Origin of the sequence: Streptomyces sp. NPDC000348 (assembly GCF_042898795.1) — a bacterium.
In the GTDB taxonomy this organism is placed as follows: Bacteria; Actinomycetota; Actinomycetes; order Streptomycetales; family Streptomycetaceae; genus Streptomyces.
This window is the reverse complement of record NZ_JBIAZD010000012.1, coordinates 86,697-101,007: the sequence shown is the minus strand read 5'-3', so window position 1 is coordinate 101,007 and position 14,311 is coordinate 86,697. Positions and strand designations below refer to the sequence as shown.

At 72.0% G+C, this 14,311-nt stretch carries 14 protein-coding genes and 1 pseudogene; 9 read left to right on the top strand and 6 right to left on the bottom strand.

Annotated features, from left to right (window positions below; genetic code table 11):
- The first annotated feature begins 1 nt into the window (after position 1).
- The 6 genes and pseudogenes from ACFY3N_RS23595 to ACFY3N_RS23570 all read left to right on the top strand — a co-directional run bounded on the left by ACFY3N_RS23595 (position 2) and on the right by ACFY3N_RS23570 (position 5,903).
- A complete protein-coding gene (locus tag ACFY3N_RS23595) occupies positions 2 to 754 on the top strand; it encodes a DUF3710 domain-containing protein (protein WP_390818677.1) in 753 nt (250 codons plus the stop codon).
- Between the two features lie 272 nt (positions 755 to 1,026).
- Positions 1,027 to 1,218, top strand: a pseudogene (locus tag ACFY3N_RS23590) (ATP-binding cassette domain-containing protein); the annotation flags it as partial.
- A gap of 191 nt (positions 1,219 to 1,409) precedes the next feature.
- Entirely contained in the window at positions 1,410 to 3,962 is a 2,553-nt protein-coding gene (locus tag ACFY3N_RS23585; protein ID WP_390818676.1) for an ATP-binding protein, read from the top strand.
- Positions 3,959 to 4,639 (top strand): response regulator, encoded by a 681-nt coding sequence (locus ACFY3N_RS23580; RefSeq protein WP_390818675.1) that lies wholly within the window; start codon positions 3,959 to 3,961, stop codon positions 4,637 to 4,639. Before ACFY3N_RS23585 ends, ACFY3N_RS23580 begins: the two co-directional genes overlap by 4 nt.
- 100 nt (positions 4,640 to 4,739) lie before the next feature.
- A complete protein-coding gene (locus ACFY3N_RS23575) occupies positions 4,740 to 5,138 on the top strand; it encodes an OB-fold nucleic acid binding domain-containing protein (RefSeq protein WP_390818674.1) in 399 nt (132 codons plus the stop codon).
- Between the two features lie 3 nt (positions 5,139 to 5,141).
- Entirely contained in the window at positions 5,142 to 5,903 is a 762-nt protein-coding gene (locus ACFY3N_RS23570) for a DUF3159 domain-containing protein (protein WP_390818673.1), read from the top strand.
- A gap of 48 nt (positions 5,904 to 5,951) precedes the next feature.
- Here ACFY3N_RS23570 and ACFY3N_RS23565 read toward each other — a convergent pair whose 3' ends face one another.
- Together ACFY3N_RS23565 and ACFY3N_RS23560 are read right to left on the bottom strand one after the other, a co-directional pair.
- Complete coding sequence (locus ACFY3N_RS23565; protein ID WP_390818672.1) at positions 5,952 to 6,620, bottom strand: potassium channel family protein; 669 nt, start codon at positions 6,618 to 6,620, stop codon at positions 5,952 to 5,954.
- Complete coding sequence (locus ACFY3N_RS23560; RefSeq protein ID WP_390818671.1) at positions 6,620 to 7,291, bottom strand: potassium channel family protein; 672 nt, start codon at positions 7,289 to 7,291, stop codon at positions 6,620 to 6,622. The genes ACFY3N_RS23565 and ACFY3N_RS23560 overlap by 1 nt, the downstream gene beginning before the upstream one ends.
- Before the next feature lie 235 nt (positions 7,292 to 7,526).
- Here ACFY3N_RS23560 and ACFY3N_RS23555 point away from each other — a divergent pair, with 235 nt between their 5' ends.
- From ACFY3N_RS23555 to ACFY3N_RS23545, 3 genes are all read left to right on the top strand, one after another.
- On the top strand, positions 7,527 to 8,453 hold the full coding sequence (locus tag ACFY3N_RS23555) for a PfkB family carbohydrate kinase (RefSeq protein ID WP_390818670.1): 927 nt from the start codon (positions 7,527 to 7,529) through the stop codon (positions 8,451 to 8,453).
- 289 nt (positions 8,454 to 8,742) lie between these two features.
- Complete coding sequence (locus tag ACFY3N_RS23550) at positions 8,743 to 10,788, top strand: APC family permease (RefSeq protein WP_390818669.1); 2,046 nt, start codon at positions 8,743 to 8,745, stop codon at positions 10,786 to 10,788.
- Between the two features lie 67 nt (positions 10,789 to 10,855).
- A complete protein-coding gene (locus ACFY3N_RS23545) occupies positions 10,856 to 12,184 on the top strand; it encodes a class I SAM-dependent RNA methyltransferase (RefSeq protein WP_390818668.1) in 1,329 nt (442 codons plus the stop codon).
- 21 nt (positions 12,185 to 12,205) lie between these two features.
- Here the strand turns inward: ACFY3N_RS23545 and ACFY3N_RS23540 are convergent, their stop codons facing one another.
- The 4 genes from ACFY3N_RS23540 to ACFY3N_RS23525 are packed head-to-tail and all read right to left on the bottom strand — an operon-like array spanning position 12,206 to position 14,304.
- Positions 12,206 to 13,069 (bottom strand): transposase, encoded by an 864-nt coding sequence (locus ACFY3N_RS23540; RefSeq protein ID WP_390818667.1) that lies wholly within the window; start codon positions 13,067 to 13,069, stop codon positions 12,206 to 12,208.
- Complete coding sequence (locus ACFY3N_RS23535; RefSeq protein ID WP_390818666.1) at positions 13,047 to 13,196, bottom strand: hypothetical protein; 150 nt, start codon at positions 13,194 to 13,196, stop codon at positions 13,047 to 13,049. The genes ACFY3N_RS23540 and ACFY3N_RS23535 overlap by 23 nt, the downstream gene beginning before the upstream one ends.
- A gap of 35 nt (positions 13,197 to 13,231) precedes the next feature.
- Complete coding sequence (locus tag ACFY3N_RS23530; RefSeq protein ID WP_390818665.1) at positions 13,232 to 13,900, bottom strand: DUF5701 family protein; 669 nt, start codon at positions 13,898 to 13,900, stop codon at positions 13,232 to 13,234.
- A gap of 23 nt (positions 13,901 to 13,923) precedes the next feature.
- Complete coding sequence (locus ACFY3N_RS23525; protein ID WP_390818664.1) at positions 13,924 to 14,304, bottom strand: VOC family protein; 381 nt, start codon at positions 14,302 to 14,304, stop codon at positions 13,924 to 13,926.
- Positions 14,305 to 14,311: the final 7 nt, after the last annotated feature.

The following is a 14,311-nucleotide window of genomic DNA, read 5'->3' as shown; positions in this document are numbered from 1 at the left end:
CGTGTTCGGACGTCGCAAGAAGAAGGATGCCGCCGACGGTGCGGCCGGCGAGGCCGAGCAGGTCGTCGACGGTGTCGACGCTGAGGCGGGCGAGGAGGCCGAGCGGCTGAGGCTCGAGCCGGCGCCGCGGCCCGACGGGCCCTGGGACAGCACCGAGGTCGGCCGGCCCGGCGAGGGCCGGGTCGACCTGGGCGGCCTGTTCGTACCCGGTGTCGACGGCATGGAGCTGCGGGTGGAGGTCGCGGGCGACGCGATCGTCGCGGCCACCGTCGTGCTGCGGGACAGCGCCATCCAGCTGCAGGCCTTCGCCGCGCCCAAGCGGGAGGGCATCTGGGGCGAGGTGCGCGAGGAGATCGCGGCCGGCATCACGCAGCAGGGCGGCATCATCGACGAGGTCGAGGGCCCGCTGGGCTGGGAGCTGCGGGCCCAGGTGCCGGTGCAGCTGCCGGACGGCACCGGCGGTTTCCAGGTCGTGCGGTTCGTCGGTGTGGACGGCCCCCGCTGGTTCCTGCGCGGAGTGATCTCGGGCCAGGGCGCGGTGCAGCCGCAGGCCGCCGGGCTCCTGGAGCAGATCTTCCGGGACACGGTCGTGGTGCGCGGCGAGGGCCCGATGGCCCCGCGCGACCCGATCGTCCTGAAGCTGCCGAACGACGCGCAGATGGTCCCCGAGAACGTGCAGCAGGAGGAGGGCTCCCGCTTCGCCGGTGGCATGGGCCAGCTCCAGCGCGGACCGGAGATCACCGAGGTGCGCTGACCGGCCGGTCGAAGGGCCGGGTCCCGCCGGGACGCGGTCCTTCCCCACGGCCGGGTGCGGCTCCGGCCCGGTCACCGAGACCGGCCGCGACGCCCCGCACGACCGCCCGGGCCGCGCCGTGACCGGCACCCGGGCGCACCCGCCCGTCCGGCGACGACCACCTCTCCGCCGCCCGGGAGCCCGTCCCCACGGGGACGATCCGGCCCGGGGCGTTGATCGGCCGGGCACCGGGCGGGGACACCGGCGCCCGGTCCACGGGGGAGGGCAGCCGCATGGGTCAGGTGGTCACCGAGACCATGGTGCGCGTCGAGGACGTGCACAGGTCGTACGGCACCGGCGCCGCCGCGGTCCACGCGCTGCGCGGTGTCTCCTTCGAGGTCCCGCGCGGCGAACCGGTCGCCCTCAAGGGCCGCTCCGGGTCCGGCAAGACCACACTCCTGAACATCGTCGCCACCCACGACACCACCCTCCTCGACCTCGCCGACCGCGTCCTGGAGCCGTGCGACGGCGGGATCACCGCGCACTGACGCCCGTCGGCCGGCACGTCAGGGTTCCGTCAAGGACGGGCCGCGCGCCCCGCCCGGCACCCTCCCCCGCGGATGACGGCCGTATGGTCGGATCCGCGTGACAAGGGTGACCGGAAGACAATGAGGCCATGGGACGCGGCAACCTTCGGATCCATCTCGGTGCGGCACCGGGCGTCGGCAAGACGTACGCGATGCTCTCCGAGGCCCACCGCCGTGTCGAACGCGGCACCGACTGCGTGGTGGCCCACGCCGAACCGCACGGCAGGCCCCGCACCGAGGCACTGCTGCACGGACTGGAGCGGATCCCGCACCGGGAGATCGAGTACCGCGGGACCGTCCTGACGGAGATGGACCTCGACGCGGTCCTCGCCCGCCGTCCCCGGGTGGCCCTCGTCGACGAACTCGCCCACACCAACGCCCCCGGCTCGCGCAACGCCAAGCGCTGGCAGGACGTGGAGGAACTGCTCGCGGCCGGGATCGACGTCCTCTCCACGGTCAACATCCAGCACCTGGAGTCGCTGGGCGACGTCGTGGAGTCGATCACCGGCGTACGGCAGCGGGAGACCGTACCGGACGAGGTGGTGCGGCGGGCGGACCAGATCGAGCTGGTCGACATGACGCCCGAGGCGCTGCGCCGCCGCATGGCGCACGGCAACATCTACCAGCCGGACAAGGTCGACGCCGCGCTGTCCAACTACTTCCGCCCCGGCAACCTCACCGCGCTGAGGGAGCTGGCGCTGCTGTGGGTGGCCGACCGGGTCGACGCCCACCTCCAGCGCTACCGCAGGGAGCACGAGGTCTCGGCGATATGGGGCTCCCGCGAGCGGATCGTCGTCGGCCTGACCGGCGGTCCCGAGGGCCGCACCCTGCTCCGGCGGGCCGCACGGCTGGCGGAGAAGGGCGCCGGCGGCGAGCTGCTCGCCGTCTACATCTCCCGCAGCGACGGGCTCACCGCGGCCTCACCCGGGGAACTGGTCGAGCAGCGCGCGCTGGTGGAGGACCTCGGCGGCACCTTCCACCACGTCGTCGGCGACGACATCCCGGCCGCTCTGCTCGCCTTCGCGCGCGGGGCCAACGCCACCCAGATCGTGCTCGGCTCCTCGCGCCGCCCGGCCTGGCAGTACGTCCTCGGACCCGGCGTCGGCGCGACCGTCGCCCGGGACTCGGGACCCGACCTGGACGTGCACATCGTCACCCACGAGGAGGTCGCCAAGGGCCGCGGGCTGACCGGAGCCCGGGGCGCACGGCTCGGGCGCTCCCGGCTGGCCTGGGGCTGGGCGGTCGGCGTGGCCGGCCCGGCGGCGGTGGCGGTACTGCTCAGCGCCGTGGACCTGGGACTCGCCAACGACATGCTGCTGTTCCTGGCCCTGACGGTGGCGGCGGCCCTGCTCGGCGGGCTCTGGCCGGCCCTGGCCTCCGCGGCGGTCGGCTCGCTGCTGCTGAACTACTTCTACACCCCGCCCCTGCACCGCTGGACCATCGCCGACCCCAAGAACATCGTCGCCATCACGATATTCGTCGCGGTGGGCGCGGCGGTGGCGTCCGTGGTCGACCTCGCGGCCCGGCGCACCCACCAGGCGGCCCGGCTGCGCGCCGAGTCGGAGATCCTCTCGTTCCTCGCCGGCAACGTGCTGCGCGGGGAGACCGGTCTGGAGGACCTGCTGGAGCGGGTCCGGGAGACCTTCGGCATGGAGTCCGCCGCCCTCCTCGAACGCGCGGGCGACGTCGAGCCGTGGACCTGCGCCGGCCGGGCAGGGCGCGGCCGCCCGGTCGAACGGCCCGAGGACGCGGACGTGGAGGTGCCGGTCGGCGACCACATGGCGCTGGCGCTGACCGGCCGGGTGCCGCCCGCCGAGGGCCGCAGGGTCCTGGCCGCCTTCGCCGCGCAGGCCGCCGTCGTCCTGGACCGCCGCCGGCTGCGCGAGCAGGCCGACCGGGCCCTCGCCCTCGCCGAGGGCAACCGCATCCGCACCGCCCTGCTGGCCGCCGTCAGCCACGACCTGCGCACCCCGCTGGCCGGCATCAAGGCCGCGGTCTCCTCGCTGCGCTCCGAGGACGTCGAGTGGTCCCCCGAGGACCGGGCCGAACTGCTGGAGGGCATCGAGGACGGCGCCGACCGCCTGGACCACCTGGTGGGCAACCTGCTGGACATGTCCCGGCTGCACACCGGCACGGTCACCCCCCTGATCCGCGGGATCGACCTGGACGAGGTGGTGCCGATGGCGCTCGGCGGGGTGCCCGAGGGCAGCGTCACCCTGGACATCCCCGAGGCCCTGCCCATGGTCGCCGTGGACCCGGGGCTGCTGGAGCGGGCGATGGCCAACGTGGTCGAGAACGCCGTCAAGTACAGTCCCCCCGGCCTGCCCGTCCTGGTCGCCGCCAGCGCCCTCGCCGACCGGGTCGAGGTGCGGGTGGTGGACCGCGGCCCCGGCGTCCCCGACGAGGCCAAGGAGCGCATCTTCGAACCCTTCCAGCGGCACGGCGACGCCCCGCGCGGGGCCGGTGTCGGTCTCGGACTGGCGGTCGCCCGTGGCTTCGCCGAGGCCATGGGCGGCACCCTGAACGCCGAGGACACCCCCGGCGGCGGCCTCACGATGGCGCTCACCCTGTGCGCCGCCGTGGCGTGCCCGGAGAACCCTCAGGCCGCAGTGGCCGCAGAACCCGAAAGGCAGCCCTCATGACCCGTGTGCTGGTGGTCGACGACGACCCGGCCATCGTGCGCGCCCTCGTGATCAACCTCAGGGCACGCTCGTACGAGGTCGACTCCGCCCACGACGGCGCCGGCGCCCTCCGTACGGCCGCCGCCCGCCACCCCGACGTCGTCGTCCTCGACCTCGGCCTGCCCGACATGGACGGCGTCGAGGTGATCAGGGAGCTGCGCGGCTGGACCCGGGTGCCGGTCCTGGTGCTGTCCGCCCGGCACGCCTCCGCCGAGAAGGTCCAGGCGCTGGACGCGGGGGCCGACGACTACGTCACCAAGCCCTTCGGCATGGACGAACTGCTGGCCCGGCTGCGGGCCGCCGTACGCCGCGCGGAGCCCGCCGGGGACGGGGGCGACGTGGTGGTGGAGACCGCCGCCTTCACCGTCGACCTGGCCGCGAAGAAGGTCAACCGCGGCGGCCGGGACGTACGGCTGACCCCCACCGAATGGCATCTGCTGGAGGTGCTGGTGCGGGCCGGCGGCCGGCTGGTGGCGCAGAAGCAGCTGCTGCGGGAGGTGTGGGGGCCCTCGTACGGCACGGAGACGAACTACCTGCGCGTGTACATGGCGCAGCTGCGGCGGAAGCTGGAGGCGGATCCGTCACATCCGAAGCACCTCATCACCGAGCCGGGCATGGGCTACCGTTTCGAGAAGTGAAGGTCAGCGGTGTCCCCGTGCGAAGCGCCCCGCGAAGGCCCGTTCGGACCGGGGCGGCAGGGGGTACGTGACCGTCAGTGCACCCCGGTACGCTTCAGATATGAGTGCTGTTCCTCGACCCGAGAAGCCGGCAGGCCGGTTCCGGCGCATGCTCGACCGGCTCTCCTCGTCTCAGGAGGACCTGGAGTCCGAGGAGCTGCGTGAGGACGCCGAGACGGCCGGCTGCACACGGATAGGCGACTGCCGCGACCGGCAGATCGTCACGGTTACTGGTACCTTGCGCACGGTCACGCTGCGGCCGCGCGCGGGGGTCCCGGCCCTGGAGGCCGAGCTGTTCGACGGCTCCGCCGCGCTCGACGTGGTGTGGCTCGGCAGGCGCTCCATCGTGGGGATAGAACCGGGGCGCAAGCTGATCGCATCGGGCCGGATCTCGATGAGCCGGGGCCGCCGGGTGCTGTTCAATCCGAAATACGAACTGAGACCCCTCGGACGGGAGTAGCCGGTGACGTCACTCGACAAGCCGACGACCGAAGACACATCCGCGGACGACGCCCGGGCGGTGACCGAAGCCGCCCTCTTCGAGGCGTTCGGCGGGGTGCGGGGCATGGTCGAGACGGTGCTCCCCGGGCTGCTCTTCGTCAGCATCTACACGGTCAACAAGGACCTGCACATGTCGGCGATCGCGGCGCTCGCCGTGGCGCTGGCGATGGTCGTGGTCCGCCTGGCGATGAAGGACACCGTCAAGCACGCCTTCAGCGGCGTCTTCGGCGTCGCCTTCGGCGTGGTCTTCGCGATGATGACCGGCAACGCCAAGGACTTCTACCTGCCGGGCATGCTGTACACCCTGGGTCTGGCCCTGGCGTACATCGTCACGGCGATGGCGGGCGTCCCGCTGATCGGTCTGATGCTGGGTCCCGTCTTCAAGGAGAACCTCTCCTGGCGCACCCGCAACCCCGGCCGGAAGAAGGCGTACACCAAGGCCAGTTGGGCCTGGGGGCTGATCCTGCTCGGCAAGAGCGCGATCCTGTTCCCGCTGTACTGGTGGGCGGACACGACCCAGTTGGGCTGGGTACTGGTCGCGCTGAAGATTCCGCCGTTCCTGCTCGCCGTGTATCTGACCTGGGTGTTCCTGGCGAAGGCGCCGCCGCCGATCGACGTGTTCGCCGAGATGGAGGCGGAGGAGCGGGCCGAGGAGGAGCGCAAGGCCGCCGCCGCGCCGGACACCGGGCCGACGACGCCCGGCCGTCACCGCCGCGAGTCCTAGTCCGTACGGGGAAAAGGGGGCGCCCGGACGGTCCGGGCGCCCCCTTCCTCACAGCTCCCTGCGGACCGAGAGCAGGTCCTCCAGTTGTTCCTCGCGGGCCTGGGCGGCCACGAAGAGCAGTTCGTCGCCCGCCTCCAGGGAGTCCTCCCGGGTCGGCGTCAGGACGCGGGTGCCGCGGATGATGGTGACCAGCGAGGTGTCCTGCGGCCACTCGACGTCCCCGACCTGGGTGCCGGCCAGCGCCGACTCCTCCGGCAGGGTCAGCTCGACCAGGTTGGCGTCACCGTGGCTGAAGCGCAGCAGCCGGACCAGGTCGCCGACGCTCACCGCCTCCTCCACCAGGGCCGACATCAGACGCGGGGTGGAGACGGCGACGTCCACGCCCCAGGACTCGTTGAAGAGCCACTCGTTCTTCGGGTTGTTCACCCGGGCGACGACGCGCGGGACGCCGTACTCGGTCTTGGCGAGCAGCGAGACCACCAGGTTGACCTTGTCGTCGCCGGTCGCGGCGATGACGACGTTGCAGCGCTGGAGCGCCGCCTCGTCCAGGGAGGTGATCTCGCAGGCGTCGGCGAGCAGCCACTCCGCCTGCGGCACGCGCTCGACCGAGATGGCGGTCGGCGCCTTGTCGATCAGCAGGACCTCGTGGCCGTTCTCCAGCAGCTCGCCCGCGATCGAGCGGCCGACGGCGCCGGCTCCGGCAATGGCGACCCTCATCAGTGACCGCCCTCCTGTTCGGGACCCTTGGTGAACGCCGCCTCGACGCGGTCGATCTCATCGGTGCGCATCATCACATGCACCAGGTCCCCCTCCTGCAGCACCGTCTGCGAGCTGGGCAGGATCGCCTCGCCGAGCCGGGTCAGGAAGGCCACCCGCACGCCGGTCTCGTCCTGCAGCCGGCTGATCCGGTGCCCCACCCAGGCCGTGGAGGCGTGCACCTCGGCGAGCTGGACCCCGCCGGTGGGGTCGCGCCACAGCGGCTCGGCGCCCGAGGGGAGCAGCCGGCGCAGCATCTGGTCGGCGGTCCAGCGCACGGTCGCCACGGTGGGGATGCCCAGGCGCTGGTAGACCTCCGCGCGGCGGGGGTCGTAGATGCGGGCGGCGACGTGCTCGATGCCGAACATCTCCCGGGCCACCCGCGCGGCGATGATGTTGGAGTTGTCGCCGCTGGAGACGGCGGCGAAGGCGCCCGCCTCCTCGATGCCCGCCTCGCGCAGGGTGTCCTGGTCGAACCCGACTCCGGTGACCCGACGGCCGCCGAACGTGGAGCCCAGGCGGCGGAAAGCGGTGGGGTCCTGGTCGATCACGGCGACCGTGTGCCCCTGTTCCTCCAGGGCCTGGGCCAGGTCGGAACCCACCCTTCCGCAGCCCATGATGACAATATGCATCGCGTCACACCGTGCTTCCTGCAGGCCGTTCGACCTTCATGACCTTCGTGCTCATGTCTCTCTTTCGGCTCGCCAGGCAAACATCGCGGCCTGCGTGCGGGCCGCCAGGCAACATCATGCCGGGGGATCGCGGTCCCGACGCCCTCCGGGGCCCGGCCGCGCGTTCGCGTGCCAGGTCCAACGTATCCGCACCGCCCGGGCGCGCCCGAGGCCCGGGGCAAGGAGAGAACCAGCCATGACTGCCGAGATCGACGTCCTCGTCCTGGGCGGCGCGGGCGTGGACACGATCGTGCACGTGCCCGAGCTGCCCGTCCCGCTCGCCGACAGCCACATGATCCGGCCGGGCATCGTCACCCGCGCGGGACAGAGCGGCGACTTCGTCGCCCTCGGCACCAGCGCCCTCGGCCTGCGCACCCACCACCTCGACCTGATCGGCGACGACCACGAGGGCGACCTCGTCCGCGCCCTGCACCGGGACCACGGCATCGCGCTCACCGCCGTACCGCAGCCGTGCGGCACCAAACGCGCCGTCAACCTGGTCGGCCCCGACGGCCGGAGGCTCTCCCTGTACGACGCGACCCGCTGGGCCGAGGCGGACCGGCTGCCCGAGGAGACGGTGCGCGAGCTGGCCGCCGTCAGCCGGCACGCCCACGTCGTCATCACCCAGCCGTGCGCCGACGCCCTGCCCCTGCTGCGCGAGGCGGGCGTGACGATCTCGACCGACCTGCACGACTGGGACGGCGCCAACCCCTACCACGAGACCTTCGCCCTCGCCGCGGACCTCGTCTTCCTCTCCGCCGCCGCCCTGACCGACCCGGAGGCCACGATGCGCCGGATCGCCGGCCGGGGCAGGGCGCGGACCGTCGTCGCCACCGCGGGCGCCGCGGGAGCGTACCTGCTGGCCGACGACGAGCTGACCCACGTCCCCGCGGCCGAGCCCCCGGCACCGGTGGTCGACTCCAACGGGGCCGGCGACGCCTTCGCGGCCGCCTTCCTGCACGGCTGGCTCGACGGCGAAGACGCCCTCCACTGCGCCCGGCTCGGGGCGGTGGCGGGGGCGTACGCCTGCACGGTGCCGTCGACACGCGTGGCCGCCATCGGACCGGAGGCACTGCTCGCCGGAGCCGCCGGGCCCGTCCCCGGGACGGTCAACGGCGCGTGATGCTGCGCACGCTCGCCAGCGTGAGGAGGCCGAGGCCGACGAGGGCGGCCGCGGCGCCGATCAGTTCTGGGGTCGGGTGCATGGAACCTCCACGGAGCGGCGACGGACGGGGAAGCGGCCGGGACGGCGGACGGCGTCCGGTCGTACAGGCATGGAAGTACCCCGACCTGCCGAATCCGCGGTTCGGTCGTCCGGTGATTCACCCGGAGGGCAGAGGCCGTATGGATGCCGTATGGATGTGGGGTGGTGGTTGGGCGGCCGCCCGTCGGAAGGCTTACGATCCTCTGCTGTGTCCAAATTGACCGACGTGCCCAAACGGATTCTGATCGGGCGCGCACTGCGCAGTGACCGGCTCGGCGAAACGCTCCTGCCGAAGCGCGTCGCACTGCCCGTCTTCGCCTCCGACCCGCTCTCCTCCGTGGCGTACGCCCCCGGCGAGGTGCTGCTGGTCCTGTCGATCGCGGGCCTGTCGGCGTACCACTTCAGCCCCTGGATCGCCGTCGCGGTCGTCGTGCTCATGTTCACGGTGGTCGCCTCCTACCGGCAGAACGTGCACGCCTACCCCAGTGGTGGCGGCGACTACGAGGTGGCCACCACCAACCTCGGCCCCAGGGCCGGACTGACCGTCGCCAGCGCCCTGCTCGTCGACTACGTCCTCACCGTCGCCGTGTCGATCTCCTCCGGGATCGAGAACCTGGGCTCGGCGGTCCCGTTCGTCATCGAGAACAAGGTGGCCTGCGCGATCGGCGTGATCGTGCTGCTGACGCTGATGAACCTGCGCGGCGTCAAGGAGTCGGGCACGCTCTTCGCGATCCCCACGTACGTCTTCGTCGCCGGCGTCTTCACCATGATCGCCTGGGGCGCGTTCCGCGGGATCGTGCTCGGTGACGACATGCGGGCGCCGACCGCGGACTTCGAGATCAAACCCGAACACCCGGGCCTCGCCGGCTTCGCCCTGCTCTTCCTGCTGCTGCGCGCCTTCTCCTCCGGCTGCGCCGCGCTCACCGGTGTCGAGGCGATCTCCAACGGCGTACCGGCCTTCCGCAAGCCCAAGTCGCGCAACGCGGCGACCACGCTCGCCATGATGGGCCTGCTCGCCGTCACCATGTTCTGCGGCATCATCGGGCTGGCCATGGCCACCGACGTCCGCATGGCCGAGAACCCCGCCGAGGACCTGGTCCACGACGGCGCCCCGCTCGGCGCAGGCTACGTCCAGGACCCGGTGATCTCCCAGGTCGCCGAGGCCGTCTTCGGCCACGGCAGCCTCCTGTTCATGATCCTCGCCGCCGCCACCGCGCTGGTGCTGTTCCTCGCCGCGAACACCGCCTACAACGGCTTCCCGCTGCTCGGCTCGATCCTGGCCCAGGACCGCTACCTCCCCCGCCAGCTGCACACCCGCGGCGACCGCCTCGCCTTCTCCAACGGCATCGTGCTGCTCGCGGGCGCGGCCGCCCTGCTGGTGTGGATCTACGGGGCCGACTCCACGCGGCTGATCCAGCTCTACATCGTCGGCGTGTTCGTGTCCTTCACGCTCAGCCAGACCGGCATGGTCCGCCACTGGAACCGGCTGCTGGCCGTCGAGAACGACCCGGCCAGGCGCCGCCACATGATCCGCTCGCGGGCCATCAACACCTTCGGCGCCTTCTTCACCGGCCTGGTCCTGGTCGTCGTCCTTCTCACCAAGTTCACCCACGGCGCCTGGGTGGCGCTGCTCGGGATGTGCATCTTCTACGCGACGATGACGGCGATCCGCAGGCACTACGACCGCGTCGCCGAGGAGATCGCCGCCCCGGAGGCGCCGGGCGACGACACGGCGCGGCCCTCCCGCGTCCACTCGGTCGTCCTGATCTCCAGGATCCACCGCCCCACGCTGCGCGCGCTCGGCTACGCCAAGCTGATGCGCTCCGACAGCCTGGAGGCGCTCAGCGTCAACGTGGACCCGGCCGAGACCAAGGCCCTGCGCGAGGAGTGGGAGCGGCGCGGCATCGACGTCCCCCTGAAGGTGCTCGACTCCCCGTACCGGGAGGTCACGCGGCCGGTCATCGACTACGTCAAGAGCCTGCGCAAGGAGTCCCCGCGCGACGTGGTCTCCGTGATCATCCCCGAGTACGTGGTCGGTCACTGGTACGAGCACCTGCTGCACAACCAGAGCGCGCTGCGGCTCAAGGGCCGGCTGCTGTTCACACCGGGCGTGATGGTGACCTCGGTGCCGTACCAGCTCCAGTCGTCCGAGGCGGCCAGGAGGCGCGCCCGCAAGCGGCAGGAATGGGCCGCGCCCGGTTCGGTGCGCCGCGGTCCGGCGGAGCGGGCGAAGGACTCCTCCTCGCACACGTAGACTGGTGGGCTGTTGTCCCGGGCCTTGAGGGGCCCGTCCGCTCTCGATGTTGTGGAGTCACCCCGCCATGCAGGCAGAACCGAGGAAATCACTGGTGGGGGAGGAGTACGAGGTCGAGGTCGGCCCCGTCGCCCACGGCGGCCACTGCATCGCCCGCACCTCCGAGGGCCAGGTCCTCTTCGTCCGGCACGCCCTGCCCGGCGAACGGGTCGTCGCGCAGGTCACGGAGGGCGAGGAGGGGGCCCGCTTCCTCCGCGCGGACGCGGTGCGGGTGCTGGACGCCTCCAAGGACCGGATCGACGCCCCCTGCCCCTTCGCCGGCCCCGGCCGCTGCGGCGGCTGCGACTGGCAGCACGCCAAGCCGGGCGCCCAGCGGCGCCTGAAGGGCGAGGTCGTCGCCGAGCAGCTGCAGCGCCTCGCCGGACTCACCCCGGAGGAGGCCGGCTGGGACGGCACGGTGATGCCGGCCGAGGGCGACAAGGTCCCCGCCGGACAGGTCCCGGCCTGGCGCACGCGCGTGCAGTACGCCGTCACCGCCGACGGCCGCGCGGGACTGCGCCGGCACCGCTCGCACGAGGTCGAGCCGATCGACCACTGCATGATCGCCGCGGAGGGGGTCAGCGAGCTGGGCATCGAGAAGCGGGACTGGACGGGCATGGACTCCGTCGAGGCGATCGCCGCGACCGGCTCCCAGGACCGCCAGGTGATCCTGACCCCCAAGCCGGGCGCCCGCCTCCCCCTGGTCGAACTGGACCGCCCGGTCTCGGTCATGCGCGTCGACGAGCGCTCCGGCCAGCTGCACCGCGTCCACGGCCGCCCCTTCGTCCGCGAACGCGCCGACGGCCGCACCCACCGGGTCGCCGGCGGCGGCTTCTGGCAGGTCCACCCGAAGGCCGCCGACACCCTCGTCACCGCCGTCATGCAGGGCCTGCTGCCCCGCAAGGGCGACATGGCTCTCGACCTCTACTGCGGCGTCGGCCTGTTCGCGGGCGCGCTGGCCGACCGGGTCGGCGAGTCGGGCGCGGTCCTCGGCATCGAGTCCGGCAAACGCGCGGTGGAGGACGCCCGCCACAACCTCGCGGACTTCCCGCGCGTCCGCATCGAGCAGGGCAAGGTGGAGTCCGTCCTGCCCCGCACGGGCATCACGGAGGTCGACCTGGTCGTCCTCGACCCCCCGCGCGCCGGCGCCGGCCGCAGGACGGTGGAACACCTGTCGTCCCTGGGCGCGCGTCGCATCGCGTACGTCGCCTGCGACCCGGCGGCGCTGGCACGGGACCTGGCGTACTTCCGGGACGGGGGGTACCGGGTGCGGACACTGCGGGTGTTCGACCTGTTCCCGATGACGCATCACGTGGAGTGCGTGGCGATCCTCGAGCCCGCCGCAAAGGGCCTCTGACCTGAGGCTTTCATAGGTGCCTCAGATGCGGTCGGGTGGGCTCGACCTGTTTCCCCGAGCGCACGGCGTGGAGCACCTTCTCGGCTCGCGAAGGCTGTCCGACCTGGCGTTCCTGTGGTGGCTGTCGAATCGACGTGATCGTCTTTCCGTATCTCGTCCCGGACAGCGACAGCCGTCTTGACGCTCGGACGACGCTCTTTCTGACGAGGCATCACCGCAGGGGCGGCGGCCGTACGGGCTGTTCTGCCGATGTCGTCGCGAGGAGTCCCCCTGGGCTGCCGTGCACGATGCGAGGCAGGGTGCACGGTCAGGGCCTCGATGTCGGCGGCTGCCGGGTCGCGCAGACGGAAGCGGAGACGCCGGGAACCGAGGGAGTCTTCGGGGCCGGGCAGGGGGTAGCCGATGCGGCAGTCGTCGCCGCGGTACAGGATGTCGACGTCGCGCGGGAAGCGGCGGCCGGGACCGAGCGCGGAATCGTCGGCCAGGCCGAGCCAGATGACGTACCCGGCGAACGTGGCGTGCGGGTGCTCCGGGGCCACGGCACGGCGTACGACGCTGCGGTGCCGGCTCCGACGACGACGTCGGCGGTGTGCGTCGCCGCTGTCGGTGGTGGCCCGGGCGGCCGGGCACCCTCGACTCGGGCAGTCGGCGCACGGCGCCGGCCATGGTCACCGGGGCGACCGGCACGGCCGGCGGGAAGAGCCACCGCCACTCGGCGTGCTCCACACGTGTTTCCCGGAAGCGCAGAGGTGGAGTGCCGTGCGTCAGGCCACGCGCGGACAGCGACAGGACCATCTCGTCGACGGCGGTCAGCAGCCTCCGCCGTTTCTTGGCGATCTGCGGATCGAAGCTGTTGTCGCGGTCACGCGGCACCGGACCGGTCATGCTTCTCGTAGCCGAGGTGGTCGGTGACCTCGCCTTCCGGAGCGGACTCCGTCACGAGCTTGATCAGCTGCAGCAGCCCGCCCTCGCCGGTCAGCTTCAGGCCACTCGCACGGGCCCGGTCGATCAACTGCCCGAACTGCTCGCCAGCACCATGATCGGGAGCTACACCGAAGACCGTACAGACCTGCGGGAGCCGGCCGAGGCCATGCCGAGCCACGTGTGGGGGTTACCTTCCCAGCACCAGCCGAGTTTGGGAGCGTGCCGGCTGATCCAGATCGCTGGGACGCGGCGGTCGCCGGAACGTGAACCGCCGAGAGAGAAGCACTTGTTCTTGACCAGGATCTCGGGGAAGTGGGTGATCATCGCGATCCCTTCCTCGATGGTGAGCAGGCTCCGTCCCTTCGCGGTGATGGCGTCCATGGCGTCGTTGGGTACGGCGCCGCAGAACTGCTCTCCGCGCTCGATGTCCAGCAACAGGTAGGCGCACTGGTCGGGGAGGCCGGCCTCCTTGATGGTGACGAATCGCTCAAGGGCGCCGGGCTCGAAGGACCGGTCGACGAAGCCGGGCTTGGCCTTTCCGCGGAGAGTGGTGCGGGGCATCATCTGCTCGATTGCGACGACATCGCGAGTGACTACGAGCAGGAAGGGGATGTGTCCGGTGCCCGGTTCCCCTACGCCGTGTCCGATGTCGGCGGCGAGGTTGCGTAGGGGTGCGACCAGGGCGGTGAACTGTTGTGGGGTCAGGCCGGCCATCGTCGGGTAGTCCCGTTCGATGAGGTGGCGGACCTGCCGGTCGAATTCGGCGCCGGGGTCTATGGCGGTGTGTGTCATGGAGTCCTTTCGGGTGGTGCGGTTCACAGGTAGGGCTTGCTGATCATTTCGATGGTGTGGCCGACGGGGTCTTCGAAGTAGACGCCGCGGCCGCCGTGCTCGGTGTTGGTCTCGCCGGGGCGCGTCATCCGGGGATCGGCCCAGTGCTCAGTGCCGCCCGCCTGGAGGCGGGCGTGGGCCCGGTCGACCAGGTCGTTATCGAACGGGAACGCGTAGTGGTGCATGTGTATCTGGTCGACGTCGGGCAGCCCGGCGAATTGCAGCAGCACGCCTTCGGCGAGCTGAATGGTGGCGAACGGGCCCCACGACGGTGCCTTGGGCAGTTCGAACAGCTTGCGGAAGAACCCGGCCGACTCATCGCGGTTCCTGGCGGGGATGACGGTGTGATTGAACGTCACCGGCATCGTTGTC